This is a genomic window from Auritidibacter sp. NML130574, from assembly GCF_003185725.2.
Classification (GTDB): Bacteria; Actinomycetota; Actinomycetes; order Actinomycetales; family Micrococcaceae; genus Auritidibacter; species Auritidibacter ignavus.
This window is the reverse complement of the sequence record NZ_CP031746.1, coordinates 1,157,266-1,179,300: the sequence shown is the minus strand read 5'-3', so window position 1 is coordinate 1,179,300 and position 22,035 is coordinate 1,157,266. Positions and strand designations below refer to the sequence as shown.

21 protein-coding genes and 5 pseudogenes are annotated in these 22,035 nt (G+C 57.2%); 11 read left to right on the top strand and 15 right to left on the bottom strand.

Translation table 11 applies throughout. The features are described 5' to 3' along the window. Positions 1-8 precede the first annotated feature (8 nt). The 7 genes and pseudogenes from DCC27_RS05315 to DCC27_RS05290 all read right to left on the bottom strand — a co-directional run bounded on the left by DCC27_RS05315 (position 9) and on the right by DCC27_RS05290 (position 5,450). Positions 9-563 carry an integrase gene (locus DCC27_RS05315; protein ID WP_117328632.1) on the bottom strand — a complete coding sequence of 185 codons (555 nt, stop codon included), beginning with the start codon at positions 561-563 and terminating at the stop codon, positions 9-11. Next, a pseudogene (locus DCC27_RS12180) lies at positions 544-1,943 on the bottom strand (IS30 family transposase). The gene DCC27_RS05315 and the pseudogene DCC27_RS12180 overlap by 20 nt, the downstream one beginning before the upstream one ends. 88 nt (positions 1,944-2,031) lie before the next feature. Further along, positions 2,032-2,604 (bottom strand): annotated as a pseudogene (locus DCC27_RS12175) (IS3 family transposase); the annotation flags it as partial. Beyond that, complete coding sequence (locus DCC27_RS05305) at positions 2,594-2,914, bottom strand: transposase (RefSeq protein ID WP_110111079.1); 321 nt, start codon at positions 2,912-2,914, stop codon at positions 2,594-2,596. The gene DCC27_RS05305 and the pseudogene DCC27_RS12175, both read right to left, overlap by 11 nt. Before the next feature lie 18 nt (positions 2,915-2,932). Then, a complete protein-coding gene (locus DCC27_RS05300) occupies positions 2,933-3,784 on the bottom strand; it encodes an IS3 family transposase (RefSeq protein ID WP_117328630.1) in 852 nt (283 codons plus the stop codon). Next, the gene (locus DCC27_RS05295) at positions 3,781-4,101 is read right to left on the bottom strand and encodes a transposase (RefSeq protein WP_117328629.1); all 321 of its coding nucleotides are present in this window, start codon (positions 4,099-4,101) and stop codon (positions 3,781-3,783) included. The genes DCC27_RS05300 and DCC27_RS05295 overlap by 4 nt, the downstream gene beginning before the upstream one ends. Positions 4,102-4,142: 41 nt before the next feature. Further along, positions 4,143-5,450, bottom strand: a complete 1,308-nt coding sequence (locus DCC27_RS05290) for an ISL3 family transposase (RefSeq protein WP_117328628.1) — start codon at positions 5,448-5,450, stop codon at positions 4,143-4,145. 20 nt (positions 5,451-5,470) lie between these two features. Between DCC27_RS05290 and DCC27_RS12305 the strand changes: the two genes are divergently transcribed. After that, positions 5,471-5,782 (top strand): hypothetical protein, encoded by a 312-nt coding sequence (locus DCC27_RS12305; RefSeq protein ID WP_210403487.1) that lies wholly within the window; start codon positions 5,471-5,473, stop codon positions 5,780-5,782. A gap of 83 nt (positions 5,783-5,865) precedes the next feature. Here the strand turns inward: DCC27_RS12305 and DCC27_RS05280 are convergent, their stop codons facing one another. From DCC27_RS05280 to DCC27_RS05270, 3 genes are all read right to left on the bottom strand, one after another. Continuing rightward, positions 5,866-6,114 (bottom strand): helix-turn-helix domain-containing protein, encoded by a 249-nt coding sequence (locus tag DCC27_RS05280; RefSeq protein ID WP_246840148.1) that lies wholly within the window; start codon positions 6,112-6,114, stop codon positions 5,866-5,868. Positions 6,115-6,120: 6 nt separating this feature from the next. Then, on the bottom strand, positions 6,121-7,386 hold the full coding sequence (locus DCC27_RS05275) for a hypothetical protein (RefSeq protein WP_148707510.1): 1,266 nt from the start codon (positions 7,384-7,386) through the stop codon (positions 6,121-6,123). A gap of 155 nt (positions 7,387-7,541) precedes the next feature. After that, a complete protein-coding gene (locus DCC27_RS05270; RefSeq protein WP_110111039.1) occupies positions 7,542-8,357 on the bottom strand; it encodes an ABC transporter ATP-binding protein in 816 nt (271 codons plus the stop codon). Positions 8,358-8,378: 21 nt separating this feature from the next. Here DCC27_RS05270 and DCC27_RS12095 point away from each other — a divergent pair, with 21 nt between their 5' ends. The 5 genes from DCC27_RS12095 (at position 8,379) to DCC27_RS05250 (ending at position 12,385) form a co-directional block, all read left to right on the top strand. Next, positions 8,379-8,555 carry a cypemycin family RiPP gene (locus DCC27_RS12095; protein ID WP_148707509.1) on the top strand — a complete coding sequence of 59 codons (177 nt, stop codon included), beginning with the start codon at positions 8,379-8,381 and terminating at the stop codon, positions 8,553-8,555. Positions 8,556-9,227: 672 nt separating this feature from the next. Then, positions 9,228-10,454 (top strand): alpha/beta fold hydrolase, encoded by a 1,227-nt coding sequence (locus DCC27_RS05265; RefSeq protein WP_168186076.1) that lies wholly within the window; start codon positions 9,228-9,230, stop codon positions 10,452-10,454. Next, positions 10,447-10,986, top strand: coding sequence for a DUF5819 family protein (locus DCC27_RS05260; protein WP_110111037.1), 540 nt, complete (start codon positions 10,447-10,449; stop codon positions 10,984-10,986). Before DCC27_RS05265 ends, DCC27_RS05260 begins: the two co-directional genes overlap by 8 nt. 23 nt (positions 10,987-11,009) lie before the next feature. Next, positions 11,010-11,585: a CypD family RiPP peptide-cysteine decarboxylase gene (locus DCC27_RS05255; RefSeq protein WP_110111036.1), complete on the top strand. Its 576-nt coding sequence runs from the start codon at positions 11,010-11,012 to the stop codon at positions 11,583-11,585. Between the two features lie 92 nt (positions 11,586-11,677). Continuing rightward, positions 11,678-12,385, top strand: coding sequence for a class I SAM-dependent methyltransferase (locus DCC27_RS05250; protein ID WP_110111035.1), 708 nt, complete (start codon positions 11,678-11,680; stop codon positions 12,383-12,385). A 99-nt stretch (positions 12,386-12,484) separates the two neighbouring features. On the opposite strand, the pseudogene DCC27_RS05245 reads toward DCC27_RS05250, so the two are convergent. The 4 genes and pseudogenes from DCC27_RS05245 to DCC27_RS05235 form a co-directional block, all read right to left on the bottom strand. After that, positions 12,485-13,079, bottom strand: a pseudogene (locus DCC27_RS05245) (recombinase family protein). 394 nt (positions 13,080-13,473) lie between these two features. Beyond that, on the bottom strand, positions 13,474-13,809 hold the full coding sequence (locus tag DCC27_RS12090; RefSeq protein ID WP_148707508.1) for a hypothetical protein: 336 nt from the start codon (positions 13,807-13,809) through the stop codon (positions 13,474-13,476). Positions 13,810-14,054: 245 nt separating this feature from the next. Beyond that, positions 14,055-14,302 (bottom strand): annotated as a pseudogene (locus tag DCC27_RS05240) (integrase core domain-containing protein); the annotation flags it as partial. Between the two features lie 61 nt (positions 14,303-14,363). Further along, a pseudogene (locus DCC27_RS05235) lies at positions 14,364-15,781 on the bottom strand (IS30 family transposase). 416 nt (positions 15,782-16,197) lie between these two features. On the opposite strand from DCC27_RS05235, the gene DCC27_RS12410 reads away from it, so the two are divergent. The 4 genes from DCC27_RS12410 to DCC27_RS05220 all read left to right on the top strand — a co-directional run bounded on the left by DCC27_RS12410 (position 16,198) and on the right by DCC27_RS05220 (position 19,683). Next, positions 16,198-16,503 carry a hypothetical protein gene (locus DCC27_RS12410; RefSeq protein ID WP_246840147.1) on the top strand — a complete coding sequence of 102 codons (306 nt, stop codon included), beginning with the start codon at positions 16,198-16,200 and terminating at the stop codon, positions 16,501-16,503. Positions 16,504-16,843: 340 nt separating this feature from the next. Continuing rightward, positions 16,844-18,397 carry a sodium:alanine symporter family protein gene (locus tag DCC27_RS05230; protein WP_110110875.1) on the top strand — a complete coding sequence of 518 codons (1,554 nt, stop codon included), beginning with the start codon at positions 16,844-16,846 and terminating at the stop codon, positions 18,395-18,397. Between the two features lie 48 nt (positions 18,398-18,445). Next, a complete protein-coding gene (gene dapB, locus DCC27_RS05225) occupies positions 18,446-19,207 on the top strand; it encodes a 4-hydroxy-tetrahydrodipicolinate reductase (protein WP_110110876.1) in 762 nt (253 codons plus the stop codon). A gap of 32 nt (positions 19,208-19,239) precedes the next feature. Beyond that, positions 19,240-19,683: a hypothetical protein gene (locus DCC27_RS05220; protein WP_110110877.1), complete on the top strand. Its 444-nt coding sequence runs from the start codon at positions 19,240-19,242 to the stop codon at positions 19,681-19,683. 29 nt (positions 19,684-19,712) lie between these two features. Here DCC27_RS05220 and DCC27_RS05215 read toward each other — a convergent pair whose 3' ends face one another. After that, on the bottom strand, positions 19,713-20,960 hold the full coding sequence (locus tag DCC27_RS05215) for a heparan-alpha-glucosaminide N-acetyltransferase domain-containing protein (protein ID WP_110110878.1): 1,248 nt from the start codon (positions 20,958-20,960) through the stop codon (positions 19,713-19,715). Positions 20,961-21,116: 156 nt separating this feature from the next. On the opposite strand from DCC27_RS05215, the gene dapA reads away from it, so the two are divergent. Next, positions 21,117-22,025 carry a 4-hydroxy-tetrahydrodipicolinate synthase gene (gene dapA / locus DCC27_RS05210; protein WP_110110885.1) on the top strand — a complete coding sequence of 303 codons (909 nt, stop codon included), beginning with the start codon at positions 21,117-21,119 and terminating at the stop codon, positions 22,023-22,025. Positions 22,026-22,035: the final 10 nt, after the last annotated feature.

Here is a 22,035-nt window from a genome sequence, read left to right as displayed (position 1 = left end):
AACTTGGGTTAGCTGGCTTTGGTGCGGATGCCGGTGGTGCGGCGTTTTTGCCGGGCCTGGTGCTTGCTGTCGAGGTCGGCGGCGATGGTGAGGGTTTTGTCTTTGGCCAGGCTGATCAGCCGGTCTTGGTAGGTCAGGATTTGGCGGGTCAGCTGGGCTGGATTGATCCTGCGGTAGATGGCCGCTAGCTCTTCTTGTTGGGCGGTGGAGAGGATCCCGGCATCCAGCAGCCGGTGGTAGGGAGTCTTGGGTTTGTCATAGAGGCGTTTGCGCCGCCCGCTGGCGTCTTGGGTCCAGCCGGTGGGTTTTGTGGTGGCGGTGAAGTAGTTGAGTTTCAAACCCACCACCTGCCATAGGGCCGCCAGGATGGCGCGTTCATCTGCGGTGTCGTACCGGTAGTGAAACCCAAATTTTCGCACGGCGTGGTTGTTTTTGGATTCCACGGTGGCTTGATCATTTTTTTGATACGGCCGGCCCCGGGTGAAAAAGATCAACCGGTCAGCAGCCCAGTGCATGACTTCGTGGTTGATGAACTCGGCAGGTTCAACCGGTGGTTGCAACACCGGCCTGTTTCAGGGATTGTAGTGCTTCGCCGAAGACTTCGGCGGGGGTCTTCCAGCCGAGGGTCTTGCGGGGTCTGTTGTTGAGGGTGTGGGCCACCGCTTCGAGGTCGTCTGCGCTCCAGCGGGACAGGTCGGTGCCCTTGGGGAAGTACTGACGTAGCAGGCCGTTGGTGTTCTCGTTGGTGGGCCGTTGCCACGGGGAGTGCGGATCAGCGAAGAACACCTTGGTGCCAGTCTCAAGAGTGAACGCGGCATGTCCTGATAGTTCCTTGCCGCGGTCCCAGGTGATCGTCTTGCGTAACTGCTGGGGCAGGGTCGTGATCGCAGCGGCCAGAGCCGCGTTCATCGCGACTGCACCGTAGCCGCCCAGCGCGGGGCCGTTCTTGACCGGAGGGTGCTCGCCCCAGCCGTCGAGGCGGGGCAAGTGGACCAGGACCGTCGCGCGGCTGCGACGCTCGACCAAGGTCCCGATCGCACAGCGGCCGGTCCCGATGACCAGGTCACCTTCCCAGTGTCCTGGAACAGCACGATCAGCGGCTTCTGCTCGGCGTTGGCTGATCACGACCTCGGCGCCGACATGACCGCCGGGTTTGTTCCGGGAACGCTCACGGGGCTGTCGCAACGCCCTGCCCGTTCGCAGGCAAGCCACCAGCTCACGCTTCAGTGCGCCGCGGCCTTCGATGAACAACGCCTGGTAGATCGCCTCATGACTGATACGCATTGACTCATCATCAGGGAAATCCAGCTTCAAGCGGTGACTGATCTGCTCCGGGCTCCAACTGGTAGCCCACCGTCGATCTTGCCGACGAGGCTTGTTCAACCCCTTCCACGTCGGCGTGACCGGCCCTTCCACCGGCGTCCCGTCCGGGCCAGTGACCTTCCCAGAGAGTCTGTCCTGGACATAGCCGCGAAGCCGCAGGTTGGCCACCAGCTTCGCGGCCTCCTGGGCTTTCCATTGGGCCACCGTGGCGCGATACTCCAGCTTCCCGCTGCGGGTAGCAGCGTTGCGGCGCAACTCCCGACTGATCGTGCCCGGATCCCGCCCAAGGGTACGCGCGATCGACCGGACACCGCGTCCCTGAGCACGCAAGATCGCGATCTCCTCTCGCTCCTCGAAACTGAGATAACGACCAGTTGGCTCCGTCAACGTCAGCGGTGGCATACCGCCAGCGTGACGGAACCACCGCGATCCGACCGGCACCGACACCCCACCGCCAGCGCTGCCTCCGCTGTCGTGACCCCGGCCGCGATCAGGCGCCAGAATTGTCGCTGCACCGCCCTCGATGGCTGCGGTCTGCCCGGAGAACGCATTGCTGGCCGCAACGCCCGGTCCGCGCGCCACTGCCGCCGCATCCCCTCCGGGACCTCGCCGATCTTCATGCTCCAGTCCTTGGTCACCATCCTTGAACACCTTTCTCACCTCAAGGTGTTGCGACGACCAGCTGAATCCGCCCCGAGACCCATGGTCTGAGTGAAATATAGCATTCTTTTTCGCTCCACCCTGGGTGCGGGCCATCTCCAAAGCGTCGATGACCAGGCTGGTGCGCAGGTGGGTGGCGGTCTGCCAACCGATGACCATCCGGGTGGCCAAATCGATCACGGTAGCCAGGTACAGCCACCCCTGACCGGTACGCAGGTAGGTAATGTCTCCCACCAGTGCAGTACCGGGAGAATGGGACTCTGGAGCGAAGTCCCGGCCCAGCTTATCCTCGAAGACCTGGGCTCGACCGTCGACCACCGTGGTGGTCTTATACGCCCGCTTCTGCACCGCCTTCAACCCCAGTTCACGCATCAGCTCGGCCACCAGCCCCACCGAAGCTTCGAAGCCCTCCTGGTTGAGCTGAGCAGCCACACGCCGACAGCCAGCAGTGCCGCGCTGTTGATCGAAGATCCGGGCGATCTCGACCTTCAACACTTCCCGGCGGGCTTCGGTAGCCGTGGTGGTGCCGACCCGGGCCCGCCACGCGTAGAACGAGGAACGCGCCACTTCCAGCTGGGTGCACATCCAGTCGATCGGGTAGTTGTCCTTCTCAGCCTCGATCAGGGCTGACTTCTCGTTCAGTCCTGCTCCCTGGCGAAGAAAGCCGCGGCCTTTTTAGGAATCCATTTTCCATTTTCAGCCGCCGGTTTTCTTCTTCTAACTCCGCTAACCGGCCATGATCAGCAGGAGTCATCGCCTTCCCCGGCTCTGGATTCTCTTGCCTGTATTTCTTCACCCAGTTACCCAACGTACCAGGCTTGAGCCCAAGCTCGCCGGCAACCTCAACAATCTGCCGATCCGACTGGACCACCAACTGGACCGCCTCAGCCTTGAACTGCGGACTGAACTTCCGCCTCGATGATGCTGCCATACTCTTGATCCTTCCCCATCAAGAGAAACTGTCCAACATCCTTGATACACCCCAATTCCACCAGTGGACCCAGTTCATCGTTTCGAATTCCACCTCAGTAGCTGACGGCCAAGCGGGCCGAGCATAAATCAATTCGGTCTTATACAAGCCATTAACCGTCTCGGCCAATGCATTATCGTAAGCATCTCCAGCGGTCCCAACCGATGCCGTCAGACCAGCCTTGGCAAGATGTTCGGTATAGCGAATGCTGACATATTGCGAGCCACGATCGCTGTGATGGACTAACCCATCCAGGGCTTGGTCCTTAGCACTGAGCAGCGCGTGCTCTAACGCTTCCAAGGGCAGCGCATCAGTACGCATCGTCGTGCGGGTCGACCAGCCCACGATCTTACGACTGAAGGCATCCGTGACAAACGCGGTATAGCAAAACCCGCTGGTGGTGCGCACATAGGTTATATCCGCGACCCACAGCCGGTTGGGTGCTGTGACGCCAAAGTCCCGGTTGACCAAATCTGGCCGCTGATCCGGGACCTTCGCAGCGATGGTGGTGTGGGGTTTTCGTCCTCGCACCACACCGCTAAGTCCCGCCAGGCGCATCAGCCGAGCCACTTGGTCACGGCCCACGTCCCAGCCAGCACGTCTCATGGCATGCCACATTTTGCCCACCCCATAGACCCCATAATTGGCTTGGTGCAGCTCTTTGACCACTGGGATCAGGGCTGCATCCCGACGCGAACGATCACTGGCAGGACGGGCTTTCGCCGCCCGATAGCCACCTGAGGTGATGAACCCACGGTCTGTCGCACCCAAAACACGACAGATGGACTCGACCCCGAAACGATCCCTGAACATGTCAATGTAAGCAATCATCTCGTCGTGGGGCGGTCGAGCTCCGCTGCGAAAAAAGCCCACGCCGTCTTGAGGATCTCATTAGCCCAGCACAGCTCCGCGTTCTCCCGCTTCAGCTTCCGGATTTGCGCTTGGGCATCCGTGGACACCCCTGACTTCTGACCGGTATCCACTTCAGCTTGTTCCACCCAACGACGCAACATCTGTGTCGCGATACTGAGCTTGGGCGCGGTTTCACGAATCACCACATACCGGCTCGGCGCGTCTTCACCTTCGAGCCGATCAAACACCATGCGCGTGGCACGATCTTTAAACGACTGCGGGTATTTGGTTGGCATAGTTCTATCCTCTCATTTTAGGACGGAACAAAACTGGCTCTTCACAATCGAGGGTGTAGACGGGGCTTGAATCCTCCGCTCTCGAGCAAGGACCTGGCGATGTAGTTGGTGAGATTCCGGAAGCCCAGGGCGGATCCGCGCAGGTGTTCGAGTCGTCCGTTGATGGCCTCGGTGGGTCCGTTGGAGGTTCCGGGGCGGTCGAAGTAGGCCAGGATGTCTGCCGCCCTTTTCTTCAGCGTCCTACCCAGACCGGCCAGCTCGATGAGCTTGGTCGGCACTGCCCGGCCCAGCTTGGCGATCAGCTGCTCCATCATCGCCCTGCCCTCGGCCCTGTCTGTCTGGCGGTAGGCGGCGACCATGTGCTGGTAGAACGCCCACGTGGCCTCGACCTCCACATGCTCGTCAGCCTCGAAGAGGTCCTGGATCCTGGAATACTGCTTCTCGGTGAGCAGGTCGGCCCCGGTCAGCAGGGTCCGGCGGGCCTTGTAGAGCGGATCCTGTTTGCGGCCCCGGTGGCCGTTCACCTGTTGCTGGACTCGCCGGCGGCATCGCTCGAGCGCGTCTCCGGCCAGGCGGACCACATGGAAGGGGTCCATGACCGTGGTGGCTTCGGGGATCTCCTCAGTGGCTGCGGTCTTGAAGCCGGTGAACCCGTCCATCGCCACCACCTCCACGCCATCCCGCCAGGAAGCCGGACGCTCGGCCAGCCAGGTCTTGAAGGCCTGTTTGGAGCGGCCCTCGACCATGTCCAGCAACCTCGCCGGACCGGTGCCGACGCGCAGTGGTGTGAGGTCGATGATCACGGTGACGTACTTGTCGCCACGCCGGGTATGGCGCCAGACGTGTTCATCCACGCCGATCGCGGTGACCCCGTCAAACCGGGCCGGGTCGTCGATGAGCAGACGCTTGCCCTCGGCCAGCACGGCGTCGTTGGCGGTGTTCCACCGCACCCCCAACGCCTCGGCGACCCGGGCGATGGTCAGGTGCTGCACGACCAGAGCTTCCAGGGCCCAGCGCAGGGCACGGCGGGAGAGCTTGGCCTTCGGCTCTGCCGCGGCGGTGGTGTCCTGGCGCCAGACGTGGGCGCAGTCGGCGCACCGGTAGCGCCGAACCGTGACGTGCAGAGTCGTGGGCCTCCAGCCCAGCGGCTCGTGCGCCAGCCGGCGGATCACCGTGCCCCGCGCGGTGCCCTGAGAACCACAGCGGTGACACCACTCATCTGGCTCCACCACCCGACAGGCCAGTACCGCCCGCCCGGGCTCCACCCGTTGCCCGGTAGCTTGAAGGCCGAGCTCGTCCAGCCGGCAAAACTTGGTCAGGTCACAGTCGTCGAAGGTAGCGTTAGGCACGTCGAGGTCTTTCAGATGGCTTGTGTAGGAACTTCCATCATCGGAAGGCCTCGACCTCTATCCAGCTATCGACGCGCCACTTCCCCGAGACCCCCGTCTACACCCTCGATTGTGAAGAGCCACAAAACCCAGGACGGTTCACAGTCACCCCTGCCCAAGACGCCACACACTTCCGCAACATCCGTGCCGCCCGAGCCAACCTCGCACAAGCCGAAGCCGACCTACGCGAAGCAGTACAGCAAGCACGCGAAGCCGGAGACTCCTGGACAGTCATCGGCGCAGCACTGGAAACCACCCGACAAGCCGCCTACCAACGCTTCGGACGCGACTAACGTCGCCCCCATTGCGGTATTGGTGCGGTAAATAAACGGTAGTTTTTCGGTAATTTTCATCCATGACAGGCCCACCTGCCCCATTATCTGTTGGCATCAGGGTGGCGCTTTAAAGCGTTGTAGACCGTCTGACGAGAGACCTGAAATTGTCGTGCGATCTCAGTCTTTTCATGACCAAGCTGCAGCAAAACGTGAATTTGCTCCACGTCCTCTTCAATCAGCTTCGGCTGCCGCGCATACTTACCTTTCGCTTTGGCAATAGCAATCCCTTCGGCTTGCCGCTCCCGGATCTTAGCGCGTTCAAAATCAGCGATATCCGCTAGAAGTCCCAACCTCAACTATTTCTGACCTGCGCTCACCGAAACAACGAAGGAAATAGCACATGCGAAGATAGAGACGCATAGCCAGGCCATCAAGCCCTCCGTTGCAAACATTAGATTCGCTCCTGGAACTATCACCGCTAGAGCAAGTGCAGCTCCTTTAAAGAAGTTGATGATACTAATAATGGGGACTGGCCCAAGGGGGGTAGCAAGGTAGGTCTCAGCACCCCATCGAGCGCCTTGCCTTCGGGCATTGTAGTTGCTGACTGCCCCCATACCAATGCCAACCACAACGGCGGATGCAAGAACCTGGGGCTGGCCAAAGGCGATACCAATGACGCCCCAAGTGACTAGGGTCCAACCTGTCATGAGCACACTGGGTACGATCAGATGCGCAATACTTTCTGTCCGCTTTGAAAGGGGCAACTGGTCGTATTTGTTTCGACTATTCTCATCCTGACGTCCGCTTAAGCTAGACACTTCTGCCGCAAGGTAGGTTCCTACAAAAAGTATAATCAGGAAAAGAAACGGGGCCTCATGCACCGGCGAGACAGCCAAAGCAACAGTATATAATCCAGTAACCAAGAGTGCTGCAACCGCGTATGGGTGTCTGCGCCATACCCGCCAATCCATGGTCGCTACCACCCAGGCAGGCTTGCCCAGAAGGCGGTGTGAGAAACCTTCCTTGCTCCTAGAGGTGGAAGGAGTGCCGACGAAGAACATACGTAGCACTTCAAAAGGCCGCAAAGCACTAGCAGACCACTGCAACAGCATGCTTTTCCCGGCTGAAGCCTCGAGTTGATACCAGCTGAGGTTGGGCACGGGGAAAGGTTTGTGGGTCTCGAAAGGACTCGAAATGTCTTTCATGGTTTGACGCCTTACCGATAGCACCCCCGCAATGGTACAACCAATAGCACATAGCAAGGCGCAGCTAATGACTTCTATGAGCCGCATAGAATCCAACATAAGAATGGGTAGGGAGCAACAGACTCCGCCCACCAAGCCAATAACAACTGAGCTGAAAAGTACCCAGCGCTGTCGACGGCCCAGCAGACGTAGGGTGTCGATCGGTGCTTGAAACAACCAGATCAGTACATGAAATGGCATGGAAACAGGACCAAGCTGGCTGCAAAACACACCCCAAATACACGCAAACAGAATGCTGAGGCCGAAGGCCACCACGAACGCCACATAGTCTGAAGATAGGCCAGCTATAGGTGCACCAATTTCCGGAGTGAGAATACCCGGACCAATCAGTGTTGAAGCGTTGACCAAAAATGTCACGAATACTGCTACCACGCTTGCTGCCAATATCACCCAAAAGTACCAGTCTTGAAATCGTTCAGACCCGGTGCGTGAATCATTCTCCCGTGAGACACGCCGGATGAATTCCATGACCACATCGGCCGAGTGTCCTGTCCAATGACGTGTAACACTACTCACTCGTGGCTCCCACGCAGTACTGCTAAACCTTCTCGGCGTGGAACAAAATCACACCCGCCGTCTGCCGAGATTTGGAGGCACTCAGCATTCATACCCTCGGCTACGATTGGGTCATGCGTTGCTAACACTATGGCCGCACCGTTTTGAAGCTGCCCAGCCAGTCGAGAGACCACATAATCGCGCATGGCAGGATCAAGTCGTTGTTCTGGTTCGTCCATAATTATCAGTTTTGAGGGGCGGAGAAAAGAAGATGCGAGAAGAAGTCTCCGCTTCTGACCAGATGATAAATGAGTAGGAAAAACAGAGGAACGCCCAGCCAATCCCCAAGTTTCAAGGGCTTCCTCAACAGCCTCTCGGGGGCCGGGCAACCCGTGAGCCAAGGACACTGCCTGCAGATGTTCACGAACCGTCAGATTAGGGAAAAAGTATTCGTCGTCGAATAAAACCGATGCATTTTTCCGCCAGAGCACCGAAGCAGAATTCAATGGTTTTTGGAAAGCGTTCAACATTCCTCCTACCGGGGGGAGGCGTCCAGCCAGTGTGTGCAGCAGCGTGGTTTTCCCCGTCCCGTTACGACCTACCACCAATACACACTCACCCGGACCAATAGACATAGATACAGGACCACATATTGCTTGCCCATCGTGCCCGACAAGTAAATCCTTCACGACAAGGCTATGGTTGTTTCCATCATATTTAATCGACTGTTTACCGGTGTTAATAAGCCGCTCCTCCACTAAATCCCCTAAAGCGCAGAATCCCTTGCTCGCCAGCAGCCAACTTCGATACTGTGAAAAGTGACCTGCCAGCATTTATCACACAAGGAGGAGAGTATGTCAATCGAAATCGACATCGTTCAGCAGTTCGCCAATGAAACATTCAAGGAAGCAACCCCAGGATTCGTAACAGCAGCCGAAACACCTGCAATGGCTACACCTGGTGTAACACCTGCTACGCCCCACGCTGCTCAGTACGTTGTGCAGGGAAGTACTATTTGCCTCATCTGCTGATTTGCGTTGTTGCATGACCCCATGAGGGTGACGAGCTGCCTAATAGGGCTCGTCACCCTCATTCAATCGCGGCAATCCCGCCGTATAACGCCCCACTACACACAATGACAGCAGGAAATGTTATTCAAACGTAGAAAACAGAAAAGGTTGCTAGCAACGCAAGCTCAGCAGACAGCTTTGCAACAAACATTTCGACCACTTGCGATTGGGCAGATCCTGGCTGCCTTAGAATCATTATCAATAAGAGGCGAACACGACTCTGAAGGTTACTTGAGAGGACTCTCTTCACGCGAATACAAAGGCACGGGTCTAAAAGGAACTTTTCTCAGGGCACTGGATAGCAAGTATAGTCCGAAAGTATTCTCCGCTGCTTCCCTGGGGGCAGCTAGCCTGATGTTACTGAAACCGAAAAGCCGAGCAGTGCAAGTTACTACCTCACTGATATTGGCCATCTCAAGTACGCTCAGTGAACTCCGTACCCCCTATGGACGTGACGGTGCGGACCAGATGTCTTCGCTCATTTTCCAGTACCGGGTCCTTACATCGCTAATCCCCAACCGGCAAAAGTCCGACGACCTGCTCCTTCGAGCGATTAACTTTCAAACAGCCACGAGCTACGCGACGTCTGGGTTATCCAAAACGTTTGGAAGTAGTTGGGTACAAGGTGATGCTTTGTATGAAATCCTGCAAACTGAGAACTATGGAAATGGCCCACTAGCCAAAGTACTCAAACGGTTTCCCACACTTTGCAGAGTCGTCACTAGATTTACCGTCGTATGGGAAACATTATTTCCTGTAATTTACCTTCTGCCCCCAAGTATAGCTACACAGTTTTTAAATATAGTGAAGTTGTTTCATCTTGCTGTTGCACTCACCATGGAACTCCCCAGGTTTCTTTGGGGATACTTGGGAGCCCACGGCGCAGTAAGCTACATGCTTACGCGCTCACGGCAGTCTGATAGCGGCCAGCTGGAGGGGCTTACTGCACTAGCGGTGGGCGGGATTCTTATTGGAAGCGTGGTAAATGTCACTGAAAAGCGCCAGACTTTGCTAGCGCGGCGGAACGGAATCGGAGGTAAAGGTTCCGATTTCACCAGGACTGCTGCCGGACACCTTGTGGAGTACCAGCTTAACGGCCCTGTGAGGTCAAGCCATCACGAATCAGGCCGTATTTTCCTTCTAGAAAACGGGCTGGGTGAACCAATGGAGTCGTGGAGCTGGATCACAGAACTCCTCAGTAAGACCGACACTGTTATTCGCTACCATCGACCAGGATACGGACAAACTGACAAAAAAGCAGACCATAATGCGGTTGTCTCAGCGATTCTAAATAATGTTTCCGAAACGGCACCGATCGTGCTGGTTACCCATTCCATTGGGTTATTGTCAGCTCTTGCAATCGCTAAAAACTCACACCTGAGAGAAAGGATCGAGTCTTTAGTAGTTCTCGACGGAACAGACCCGGGGCATCTGGAAGAACACCGAACGGACAGGAAAAAGGCAGGAGCATTTCTTCAAAGTCAAGCAATAACATTGCTAGCCAGCCTCTTCGGATTCTATAATTGGGCCCCCAACGCTGTGGAACGGCAAGCCAGTTATACCCCAGACGTGCAGTTTTCTTATGTCACCTCTGTCTTCTTCCCGCCCAATATAATTAACGCAACGAAAGAATACTTTTCCTTTAGCGTGGACGAGTTCCAAGAAGATCTGGGATCCATACCGCAGCGACTCGTTATAGCTTCAGATGAATACTACGGCGAAGCTATGGAAGTTGCTAAGCAGCTCGACTGCGAGGTTGAACACATATCCGGTAGCACGCATAGAAGCATGCTAGGTGACCGTAATCACGCAGAGGTCATTGTAAAGCACATGCATACATTTCTGGAGCGCAATGAGTAAATTAACCAAGGTTGCCACTGCGAGCATTTCTTGTATCCTCGGCGCCCACATGACGGCAACAGTGTTGCAAAATACCCCCGAGTCCTTTAATCAGAACATGAAGAAATTCGTTTTTGGCTGGACGGTTCCTGGTTGGAGGTTCTTTGCTCCGAATCCCGGGATCCAAAACGTTCACTTACTTGTGCGACATGTCGATGGGGAATCTGGCTCAGGGAATCCCACGAACTGGAGCGATATAACACCGTCCAACAGTCACGGACTCTTGGAAACCCTCTGGAACCCAGGCAGTAGGGGACCTAAAGCGCTTTTCGATGCGATGCAACAGATTAGTTTAATGAGCTCAAACTATTCTGACTTTGCCATCGTTTTATCTAGTTCTGCATACGAGATAGTGTCTGGAGCTGCTAAACGCGATGCCAGAGAAAACAATTTTACCTCCACACAGTTTCTGCTGATTAATTATTTCCCCAGTAAAGACAACGAAGAAAATATGCAGCCAATCGTAGTGTCAGACTGGATTGACGTGCAGTAACGGAGAAAGAGATTCAAATAAGCATGCAAGAAGAAACCGGGCGCTACGAGGGCACTGAGCTACACATCCACATATGCGGGACCATTGCCGCTGCTCTAACGCCATGGTGGATTCATTGGTTTCGGACCATTAACCCAAAGGTGCGAGTAAATGCATCAGTATCCACAAACGCCTTACAGTTTGTTACCTTCGATGCCCTAACAAATCTAGTGAACGGCAGGATCTGGATAGATGAATGGCACGACCAGCCCCCGCCGCCCGTTCAATGGAGCAAGGGTGAAAGTTATGGCTCAGAGTGCTTTCTGGTCTTTCCTGCAAGTCTGGATATGATCATGCGACTGTCGCAAGGCCGAGCCGACTCTCCGGCCTTGATGATGTTGCAGGTCACGAGATTACCTATTGTCATAGCGGACGCGATCCCTCAAAACAACGAGGTAGTCGACCATTACCTTTCTCTCCTGAAAACCCGTTCGAACATACGCTTTGCTCCCCGCCTCGAAGGAGCAGTAACGATTTCCAGAGAAAAACGAAGCAGTGGAGTAAATTTTCCGGGAGCAATTCAGACCTGCACGCAACTTGTGGCCGAAAGTAAAGTTTAAGTTTTCGCTGTCATGTTTTCGGTGCCAGGTGCAATTTACCAACAGCAAATCACGAAACAGTGGGATTGTTCGCCGGAAGGAGCGCCTCAGTCATGCCCAATGCATATTCAGGTGAATCAGTGGACATATACGATTTGTTGGTTGGAGGTGATGAGGCTGCACAAAAAGTGGCTCAAAAGTACCTTCCCTACGTAAGGAATAAACGCGTTATCGATATCGGAACGGGCACCGGCGATGTTTTAAGACGTTGGAGTAACTACGCTGAATCCGTTGTGGCTATGGATAATTCCCCAGATATGTTAAACGAGGCGAGTAAACACGCTTTACCCCACCACGTCTCATTAAGGGAAGCCGATTTCTTGACCAGCTTGCGGGTTCACGGGAGTTTTGATCTTGCCTTGGCTAGCCGGGGATCCCTGATGTGCGTGACATCAATTTCCGAGTTCACATCGGCCATAAAAAATGTAAGAGAAGTACTTCGCCCGGGTGGTGTGCTGATATTTGAAGCATACTCATTTGGTGTTTACACCAGCCTACTTCAAGAGTCGGAAATCCCCTTCAACCATAACCATCTGACCGGTCGAATGGTGCTGCGGCGTGATCGAGATATTCTACACGTCACTACCCACGTCGACGAATCGCCAGCAGGAAGTCTTGATGTAACCGAAACAGTGCTCTTCCTAGGGGCGAACCACATCATCAACGCCGTAGAGGCCCAAGGGTTTAGCCTAGACCCGATCGAAACGACTTTCAGCCGTGGAGAATCTGCATTTGATACATATAATTTCGTAGTCGCTTAACCTTGGTCGTAGGGTATCTCTACGGTGTGACTGTTAACTTCATTTGGCGGGGTTTCACTGCTTCGTTTGGCGGTTTCACCGCATTATCGGTGATGGCGATCAGCTGTCGCCGACGGGCAGCTGTTGGATGCGCCGGTACAGGGTGGCTCGGGACATGCCAAAATCACGAGCCACTTGGGTAGCTGGCTCTCCGGCGTCGATGAGTTTCATTGTGTTCCGGATCTGACTGTCGGTAAAGGCTCGGCGTCGGCCGCCGAGATCTTTGCCAGCGGCCCGGCGTTTCGCCACCGAATCGGTGATACGTTCACGCTTGATATCCAATTCCATCTGCGCCAACGCGGCCATCACCGTGAACACCATCGACCCCCATCGGGGTGGAGGTATCCACATCCCCACCGCCCAGGTTGAGCACCCGCAACCCCGCACCGCGATCCCGCAGCTGCTGGGCAAACGTCAGCATACTCTGGGTGGACCGACCCAACCGGTCCAAGGTGGCAATCACCAACGTGTCCCCAGACTGTAGTGCCGCAAGAGCTTGATCGAATCCCGGCCGGGAGGTTCGAGCACCAGAGACGCCATGGTCGACATACAGGTCATCGCGCCGAACACCAGCGACCATTAAGAAGTCCTCGATTTGCCGGTCGGCCTGCTGGCTGCGCGTTGACACTCGCGCATACCCAATAAGTTTCTTCATGCCACCTCAACCTGTCTTGCAACCCACGTTGTTGACACCATTCTAGACTTTCGTTGCAAGGCAGAGCTGCAAGACACCCAAATGCTTGAAGTCGTGTGAGCCTAAAAACTTTGAGTGAGACGTCTTGCAAGCCATCCGTTGCGAGACGCCACACCTGTCGTCCATCGCCACTCTATGAGTCGCAACGGTAAGTGGCGCCTGGCTTGCGCACTGTTTAACAGCCGATGCCGACGAGGGTTTACTGCACTGCTGCTAGCTGCGGGCACTCCTTTCCGTTCTTTTGGCCTAGTTTCACGTGCGAGGGCCGCTCAGCAGCTCGCTGGTTGGCGTAGTGAGCGTAGAGAGTAGGCCCCAGGAGGGGGGGGAACCGTTAACTGCCTACGGCATCGCGCTTTTATTTAGTGGTTCTCGGACGGCCACGTTTTGCTGGCAACCCCAGCTCTTTCCGAAGCTCTTGGACCCGCCGGATACTAAGACCCAATTCTGCTGCAATCTCTTTTGTTGCAGGCGTTTCTAAACCCTGCCGTCGAAAACGCGCCACTAGTGCAAGTATTTGGCCTTTGTGCTCTTCTGTACTGTAAGTTCTCAGCTCGTTGGCCTTTGCTAGTGGGGCCCGCGCAGCTTTTTGATACTGCTTTTGGGTTGGGTCTTTCCAGCGTTTTGCTGCTTGTTGTCCGCCTCTGCGTCCCATGGTTGCTAGTGCTTTGCGGCCTGCACTGGATTGACCCATGCTGCGACTGCTCCTGCTGAGGTCAGTGATGCCCTGGGTGACGTATGCGCGGACTCTGCGGGCTGGCGTGGATGAGTCGCTAGCGATGACGTTGCGGTGGAACTAAGCAACCAGGCCGATCGGTCGATTCGAGGGTGTCAGATTGTTTGTGTACAGAGTCATCGATGAGAGGACATGATGATGACCATGACAGATGTGGGCTGTGTCAAGGATTTCGTACAGTCTCTCGGTGTTTTTCTTGTGTTTCAGGCCGCTGCGGGTGGGTCCGCGGTGGTGGGTTCGTGGTGGTCGGCCCAGGCTCGTGCTGGGGTGCGATATCCGAGGCTGGAGTGTGGTCTACGACGGTTGTGAGCACCTCGATGTACTCGGCCACAGCGAACCGCGCCCTGCCCCGAGTGGTGAAGACCTGCTGGTGATACATTTCGTTCTTCAACGTCGCGAAGAATGACTCCGCGGCGGCGTTGTCCCAACAGACCCCGGTCCTGCCCATCGACTGGATAAATCCGTGTTGTTGAGAATAATTAATGAATTCATCTGAAGTATACTGGGCAGGTTCAACCGGTGGTTGCAACACCGGCCTGTTTCAGGGATTGTAGTGCTTCGCCGAAGACTTCGGCGGGGGTCTTCCAGCCGAGGGTCTTGCGGGGTCTGTTGTTGAGGGTGTGGGCCACCGCTTCGAGGTCGTCTGCGCTCCAGCGGGACAGGTCGGTGCCCTTGGGGAAGTACTGACGTAGCAGGCCGTTGGTGTTCTCGTTGGTGGGCCGTTGCCACGGGGAGTGCGGATCAGCGAAGAACACCTTGGTGCCAGTCTCAAGAGTGAACGCGGCATGTCCTGATAGTTCCTTGCCGCGGTCCCAGGTGATCGTCTTGCGTAACTGCTGGGGCAGGGTCGTGATCGCAGCGGCCAGAGCCGCGTTCATCGCGACTGCACCGTAGCCGCCCAGCGCGGGGCCGTTCTTGACCGGAGGGTGCTCGCCCCAGCCGTCGAGGCGGGGCAAGTGGACCAGGACCGTCGCGCGGCTGCGACGCTCGACCAAGGTCCCGATCGCACAGCGGCCGGTCCCGATGACCAGGTCACCTTCCCAGTGTCCTGGAACAGCACGATCAGCGGCTTCTGCTCGGCGTTGGCTGATCACGACCTCGGCGCCGACATGACCGCCGGGTTTGTTCCGGGAACGCTCACGGGGCTGTCGCAACGCCCTGCCCGTTCGCAGGCAAGCCACCAGCTCACGCTTCAGTGCGCCGCGGCCTTCGATGAACAACGCCTGGTAGATCGCCTCATGACTGATACGCATTGACTCATCATCAGGGAAATCCAGCTTCAAGCGGTGACTGATCTGCTCCGGGCTCCAACTGGTGGCCCACCGTCGATCTTGCCGACGAGGCTTGTTCAACCCCTTCCACGTCGGCGTGACCGGCCCTTCCACCGGCGTCCCGTCCGGGCCAGTGACCTTCCCAGAGAGTCTGTCCTGGACATAGTCGCGAAGCCGCAGGTTGGCCACCAGCTTCGCGGTCTTGGGTCGTTTCGCGGCCTCCTGGGCTTTCCATTGGGCCACCGTGGCGCGATACTCCAGCTTCCCGCTGCGGGTAGCAGCGTTGCGGCGCAACTCCCGACTGATCGTGCCCGGATCCCGCCCAAGGGTACGCGCGATCGACCGGACACCGCGTCCCTGAGCACGCAAGATCGCGATCTCCTCTCGCTCCTCGAAACTGAGATAACGACCAGTTGGCTCCGTCAACGTCAGCGGTGGCATACCGCCAGCGTGACGGAACCACCGCGATCCGACCGGCACCGACACCCCACCGCCAGCGCTGCCTCCGCTGTCGTGACCCCGGCCGCGATCAGGCGCCAGAATTGTCGCTGCACCGCCCTCGATGGCTGCGGTCTGCCCGGAGAACGCATTGCTGGCCGCAACGCCCGGTCCGCGCGCCACTGCCGCCGCATCCCCTCCGGGACCTCGCTGATCTTCATGCTCCAGTCCTTGGTCACCATCCTTGAACACCTTTCTCACCTCAAGGTGTTGCGACGACCAGTTGAATCCGCCCTCTGACCCGTTGTCACAATCTAAGCCCGCGATCCCATAGGGGATGGCGGCTGCGGCCCGGTCCAATCCTGCCAGGATGTGCACTTGGGCGTTATGACGGAGCACTTCTAGGTGCACCCACCCGGTGCGCACATCAGTCATGGTGAGGGTGCGGGCGAATTCGCCTTGCAGGGTTGGCCCGCAATGGGCCACCGTGTCGGTTTCGAAAAACCCTGGTTCGTCTTCGACCTCATCGCCGGCTTGTCGCACCGTAATCGAGTTGCGCAACAAGGCCCCAGGCTTGGTCGTAGCGATGCCTTTGAGGCGTAACCGGTCGCGTTCGGCCTTGAGATACCGGTCAATCGTGGCGGCACTCATGGCCACCAGCTGGGCACGCACCGTGGGGTTATACCCGGAGCGGCCAAACGCCAACTCATCGTGGGCTTCTAACGCGTCTAACCAGTCTTCCATCACCGGTTTCATGTATTTGCCCGAGGGCATGCCCATCAACCGCCACACCCGGATCAACTGCTTTTTCGCATTCGCCGAATACTTCGTGGGTTTATGCTTTCGACGGTCAATGCGCACCACGTTTTTGACCCCGATGGTCTGCGAGGTCAGATACCGCCTGGCCGTGGACCGGCCCAACCCAGTGGAAGCACAAAACTGATCTAAAATCGCTGACTTCTCCGCCTTGGACCCCGTGCGATAATCCCTACGTAATTGCTTGGTGACTTCAATCCGAGCACTCATCGAGACAATGTCCTTATCCATGCGTTCACACTATGGCTTCGCGCTCACGATACGTGAGGCACGACCTGAGCTACGCGCTCAATATCAATAAGGTACGTCGATACATTGACTTAGACGGTTCTGTGGCTAGAATCACAGGTGTCTCAGCGGACGAAGTCGTTGGGATGGCCCGGCTGCTGGCGGACTCGCCCAGAACACAGATCAGTGTCGGGCCGGACAACCGATAAACAGTTAAACACTCACACTAAAGGACCGGCATGGACGCTCTGATCAATTCCATCCATGAAGTGATCGTGGCGATTCGAGACTTTGTCTGGGGACCATTTTTTCTGATGCCCTTACTTTTGCTCTCGGGTCTCTACCTGACCGTACGTTACGGCGGTCTTCAATTCCGAACGCTGGGACGCGCCCTGAAGCTGGGATTCGTCCAGCGTAAAGACGACTCTGATGACGGAGATATCTCCCAGTTCCAGGCGCTCACCACAGCGCTAGCAGCGACAGTGGGGACCGGAAATATCGTCGGGGTGGCCACGGCGTTATCAATCGGTGGACCCGGCGCCTTGTTTTGGATGTGGGTCACCGCACTATTGGGTATGGCAACTAAGTACTCCGAAGCCTTTTTGGGTGTGCTCTACCGCACCAATGATGCGAAGGGCGAAAAGTCCGGTGGCCCGGCCTACTACCTGGAACGGGGACTGGGAAGCTGGTACGGCAAAGTCTTGGGCTTGCTGTTCGCGATCTTTGCGTTCTTCGCGTCCTTCGGCATTGGCAATATGACTCAGGGCAATTCCATTGCCTCCAACGTGGAGAACTCGTTCAACGTTGAACCGTGGATCACCGGACTGATCCTGACGGTTCTGACGCTAGTGGTCTTGCTAGGCGGTATTAAATCCATTGGGAATGTCACCTCCGCCCTGGTGCCGGTGATGATTGTCTTCTACGTGCTGGGCTCACTGTGGCTGCTGATCGCTAACGCCGGTCAGCTTCCCGAGGCCCTTGGCATGGTGTTCACCGATGCCTTCACCGGAACCTCTGCGGTGGGTGGTTTCGCCGGCTCGGCGATGATTATTGCCATCCAGTACGGTGTGGCTCGCGGTATTTTCTCGAACGAGTCGGGGATGGGCTCGGCCGCGATTGCCGCGGCAGCTGCCAAGACCACTCACCCGGTCCGCCAGGGCCTGGTCTCGATGACCCAGACCTTTATCGACACCATCATTGTGGTGACCTGCACCGGTCTGGTGCTGATTACCACCGGAGCCTGGCAGGCCGGAGAACGCCAAGAAGCCGCCATCATGACCGCTAACGCCTTCACCGAAGGGCTTCCCGGTAACTGGGGCCACCTGATCGTCACCATCGGTCTGATCCTGTTCGCCTATTCCACCATGCTGGCCTGGTCCTATTACGGCGAGCGCAATGTGGAACGCCTGCTGGGTCGCGCTTGGGTGATGCCCTACCGCGTGCTGTTCTGCATCGTGATTTATCTGGGGTGTACTTTGCCACTGGAAATCGTGTGGGATTTCTCGGACCTGACCAACGGTTTGATGGCTGTGCCGAACATCATCGGCCTGCTGGCGATGTCGGGACTGATTGCACGAGAAACCAAGCGCTACCTGCAGATCGACCCGCGCATGGACTCCTCGGCCGAAGACATCGACCGGCAGATGAGCCATGTGTCGTGGTGGCAGGCATGGCGTCACGACAACCTCACCGAGCCGTTCTACCAGCTCGGGGCTGAGGAATCCCCAACCCACTCTTATTCTGCAGGCCAGTCTGACGGCCGCGGAAGCTTCAGCGAGACTGACCGCTTCTAAACAGTGTCTGTCAGCGCCCATCCAGTCCCGGCCACTAGAGTGGGGGACATGACCTCACAGACAGATATTCACGTGGCCCTGGTGGGCGCGACCGGAAAAATGGGCCAGCATGCCGGGGCTGCCATCGAGGCAGCCCCGGACATGCGCCTGGTGGCTCAACTGAACTCAAAGTCTCAGCTGGAAGAAATTCTTGACTCCGAGGCCACCCACGTGTTGGACCTCACGGTCCCGTCGGTGTCTGAATCAGTGGTTCAGTTCGCTGTCGAACACGACCTGCACACCGTCGTGGGAACCTCCGGGTGGTCCGATGAGAAGCGGGACCGTCTCCAACAACAGTTGGGGGACCACCCCGATGTGGGAGTGCTGATTGCTCCGAATTTTTCGATCGGCTCAGTGCTGGCCACCCAGTTTGCCACTCAAGCTGCACGGTACTTCGACTCGGTTGAAATTATCGAAATGCATCACCCTCATAAAGTTGATGCTCCCTCCGGAACTGCCACCCGCACGGCGTCAATGATTGCCCAGGCCCGCGCCGAGCACGAGCTTCCACCCAGCCCCGATGCCACCGAACAGGATCCCCACGGTGCTCGCGGGGCGACCATTGACGACATTCACGTCCACGCGGTCCGGCTGGCGGGGCTTGAAGCCCACCAAGAGGTGCTGCTGGGTAGTCCCGGGCAACAGCTGGTCTTGCGACACGATGCCTTCGACCGTAGCTCCTATATGCCCGGTGTTTTGCTCGGCTTGCGACAGGTAGCAGATAACCCGGGGCTGAGCTACGGGTTGGATGCGTATTTAGATCTGCACTAAAACCTGAGTCAGTTGAGGTAAAAGTAGTCTCGATGAAGAATAAGATTGCGGCCATCGCACTGATTGTGTTGGCCTTGCTTTTCATTTTCCTGGGATTGACGTCTGCGATCGGGTTCATCAGTTCCCAGTCCACCCTGGCCAACCTGATCGGCTGGGCCGTGATCGTCATGCTCCTGTTCGGGATCTGGGCGTTGATGAGAGAATGGCGTTTTGGGGTCGGGACCGAACGGTTGGCGAAAATTCTCGACCAGGAAGGTGGCTTGCCGGTCGATGACCTCCCGCGGGGAAAATACAACAAGATCGATCAGGCTGCTGCCGATGAGGATTTCGAGATCTACCGAATAGAAACCCAGAACGATCCGGAGAACTGGCGGAGCTGGTTCCGCCTGGGACTGGCCTATGATGCCGCCGGTGACCGACGTCGTGCCCGACAAGCGCTGAATAAGGCCATCAAGATGGAAGCCGGGCACGACTGAGCCATGGGGGCACTGTGCCGTGAGAAGGTCTAGCGGGAGTCTTTAGCCGGCGGGTTGAGCACAATTAAATGCGTGGACACCGCGTGTATGAGGAATTCCAACGGGCCACGCCAGCCCACGATCCGAAGTGCAGTGCCCAGAATCAAGCACGCGCCCCATTGGATCAGCAACACGGTCCATTCGGAGCCGGCCTCATCGCCCAACACCGCCATGACCAGCACGTGAGCGACGTACAGGGTCAGGGGAATGGCTCCGGCGCCGATCAGCGGATAGAGGACCTTATCGCCCAGACCCGCTGTGTGCTGGGTGAGGATGAGACACAACCCGATCACCGCCACGGCAATCCCGGCCGTGGAGATCACATCGAGGGGAGCCGTGGAATGCGGAGCGACCATCACATACCAGGAAGGATCACCGACAAGGTACTGAGTGACCATACCCGACCCGGTCAGTGCGGCAGCCGGGGCCTCGGCCGGGTCGGTGAAGCTCAGCTCGCTCCACCGCCGGAGCCGCTCCGGATTCGATGCGAGCCCATAGCCGGCGGCACGTGTCAGACCAGCCACCAGCAATCCCGCGCCGAAGAGCAACAGATGCACCGGAAAGGACCGCAGGTCCATCTTGGCGATAAACATGCCCAGCAGTAAGAAACCGGTCCACACGAGCACCGGATAGTAGCCCGAGACCAGCACGTCCCAGAGCGTGACACCCGGTTGCTCCAACAACGAGATGAAATTCGGGTTGGACCATAGCCGAAAGTTGTTGACGTACTCCACTCGGCCCATAGCCGCCTGGAGGAACCGGTTGAGCACTCCGAACAGCAGTGGCATCAGCACCAACCAGCTGACCGCCAGCACACCCAAGACCTTGGCCGAGAGCTTCAGGAAGGCGATGGCAATGACGAAAAGCACCCCGTAGTGCACCAGGATCACGGCAACCCCGGAATCCAGCTGGCCCAGGGTCAAACCCAGCAATACCAACACGGTGGCTCGTAACAGCAAACGAATCACGATCTGTCCGAAACCCACCGTCGACGCGTTGCGACTGAGCAACACCACCGAAACACCCGCCACAACGCAGAACAGCACCGAAGACGACCCCGCCGCGATCCACCCGACCCAACTGGGGACGATACGGCCGGTGGCTGCATCCGTGACGTTCAGCGGGTAGACGTGAACGGCAATCATGCCAAGAATCGCCAGTGCGCGGGCGACATCGATACCGGTCAGTCGTTGCCGGAGCCCAAAGGGCGAACCCGTGGTTGAGGAAGAAGAAGCCATAGTTGGGTGCTCATCCTGTGTCTAGATCGTCACCTCTTAAGGTCCGCCTGGATGCTGGGACAGCGTGACGATGAAATACCTGATGCCGTGAACAACTTTACAGAGTGACGGTACGGCAATGATGTACCCCGCGTGCGTCACAGGTAAGCTATGTCCATGAGCGATTTGAGTCAGCAAGCAGAAGACGTTTTCGGTACCACCCTGGTTGCTATGGTGACACCATTCACCGCCGACGGTCAGGTGGATGCCGACTCCGCTCAAAAACTTGCCACGCATTTGGTGGATTCTGGAGTCAACGGACTCGTGGTGACCGGAACCACCGGTGAGATTTCGACGCTGACGGATGATGAAAACGTGCTGATGTACCAGGTAGTCAAAGAAGCTGTCGGCGACAGGTGCAAAATTATCGCCGGAACCGGGATGAACGACACGGCTCATTCAGCCGAACTCTCCCGACGTGCTGCGGCCACCGGCGTTGACGGGTTGTTGCTGGTGACTCCCTACTACAACAAGCCAGTGCAGGCCGGTATCAAAGCACACTTTGAAACCGTGGCCTCGGCGACTGACGTGCCAGTGATCCTCTACGACATTCCCGGACGTTCGGTGCGTCCCATTGCCGCTGAGACCATCGTCGCTCTGGCCGATCACCCCAATATTTTGGCGCTTAAAGATGCCAAGGGCGACTACCAATCGACCACCACAGTACTGGCTGAAACAGACCTGTTTGTCTATTCCGGCGACGATTTGATGACTTTCCCGCTGATGGCTGCCGGTGCTGTTGGCGTGATCTCGGTCAGCGCTCACATTGCCCCGGGGACTTACCGTGCGATGGTGGACGCCTTGAACGAGGGCGACCTGCTTACTGCCCGAGCACTGCATTTTCAACTCGACCCGGTCCAGCGCGCGGTGATGTCCCACCACCAGGGCGCCGTCGCCTCGAAGGCCATCCTGGCCGGTCAGGGCTTGATTTCATCGGCGACCGTGCGCCTGCCTCTTACCGAGGCCACCGAAGAAGACCTCAAGGCCATCCGTACAGACCTGGCCGAAACAAATATTTCATTCTGATATTTTTCCG

Coding starts and splice junctions, on each gene's coding strand:
- DCC27_RS05305 (WP_110111079.1), bottom strand. CDS start 2,914: ATGGCAGCATCATCGAGGCGGAAGTTCAGTCCGCAGTTCAAGGCTGAG.
- DCC27_RS05300 (WP_117328630.1), bottom strand. CDS start 3,784: ATGATTGCTTACATTGACATGTTCAGGGATCGTTTCGGGGTCGAGTCC.
- DCC27_RS05295 (WP_117328629.1), bottom strand. CDS start 4,101: ATGCCAACCAAATACCCGCAGTCGTTTAAAGATCGTGCCACGCGCATG.
- DCC27_RS05270 (WP_110111039.1), bottom strand. CDS start 8,357: ATGCTGGCAGGTCACTTTTCACAGTATCGAAGTTGGCTGCTGGCGAGC.
- DCC27_RS12095 (WP_148707509.1), top strand. CDS start 8,379: ATGTCAATCGAAATCGACATCGTTCAGCAGTTCGCCAATGAAACATTC.
- DCC27_RS05260 (WP_110111037.1), top strand. CDS start 10,447: ATGAGTAAATTAACCAAGGTTGCCACTGCGAGCATTTCTTGTATCCTC.
- DCC27_RS05255 (WP_110111036.1), top strand. CDS start 11,010: ATGCAAGAAGAAACCGGGCGCTACGAGGGCACTGAGCTACACATCCAC.
- DCC27_RS05250 (WP_110111035.1), top strand. CDS start 11,678: ATGCCCAATGCATATTCAGGTGAATCAGTGGACATATACGATTTGTTG.
- DCC27_RS12090 (WP_148707508.1), bottom strand. CDS start 13,809: ATGGGTCAATCCAGTGCAGGCCGCAAAGCACTAGCAACCATGGGACGC.
- DCC27_RS05230 (WP_110110875.1), top strand. CDS start 16,844: ATGGACGCTCTGATCAATTCCATCCATGAAGTGATCGTGGCGATTCGA.
- dapB (WP_110110876.1), top strand. CDS start 18,446: ATGACCTCACAGACAGATATTCACGTGGCCCTGGTGGGCGCGACCGGA.
- DCC27_RS05220 (WP_110110877.1), top strand. CDS start 19,240: ATGAAGAATAAGATTGCGGCCATCGCACTGATTGTGTTGGCCTTGCTT.
- DCC27_RS05215 (WP_110110878.1), bottom strand. CDS start 20,960: ATGGCTTCTTCTTCCTCAACCACGGGTTCGCCCTTTGGGCTCCGGCAA.
- dapA (WP_110110885.1), top strand. CDS start 21,117: ATGAGCGATTTGAGTCAGCAAGCAGAAGACGTTTTCGGTACCACCCTG.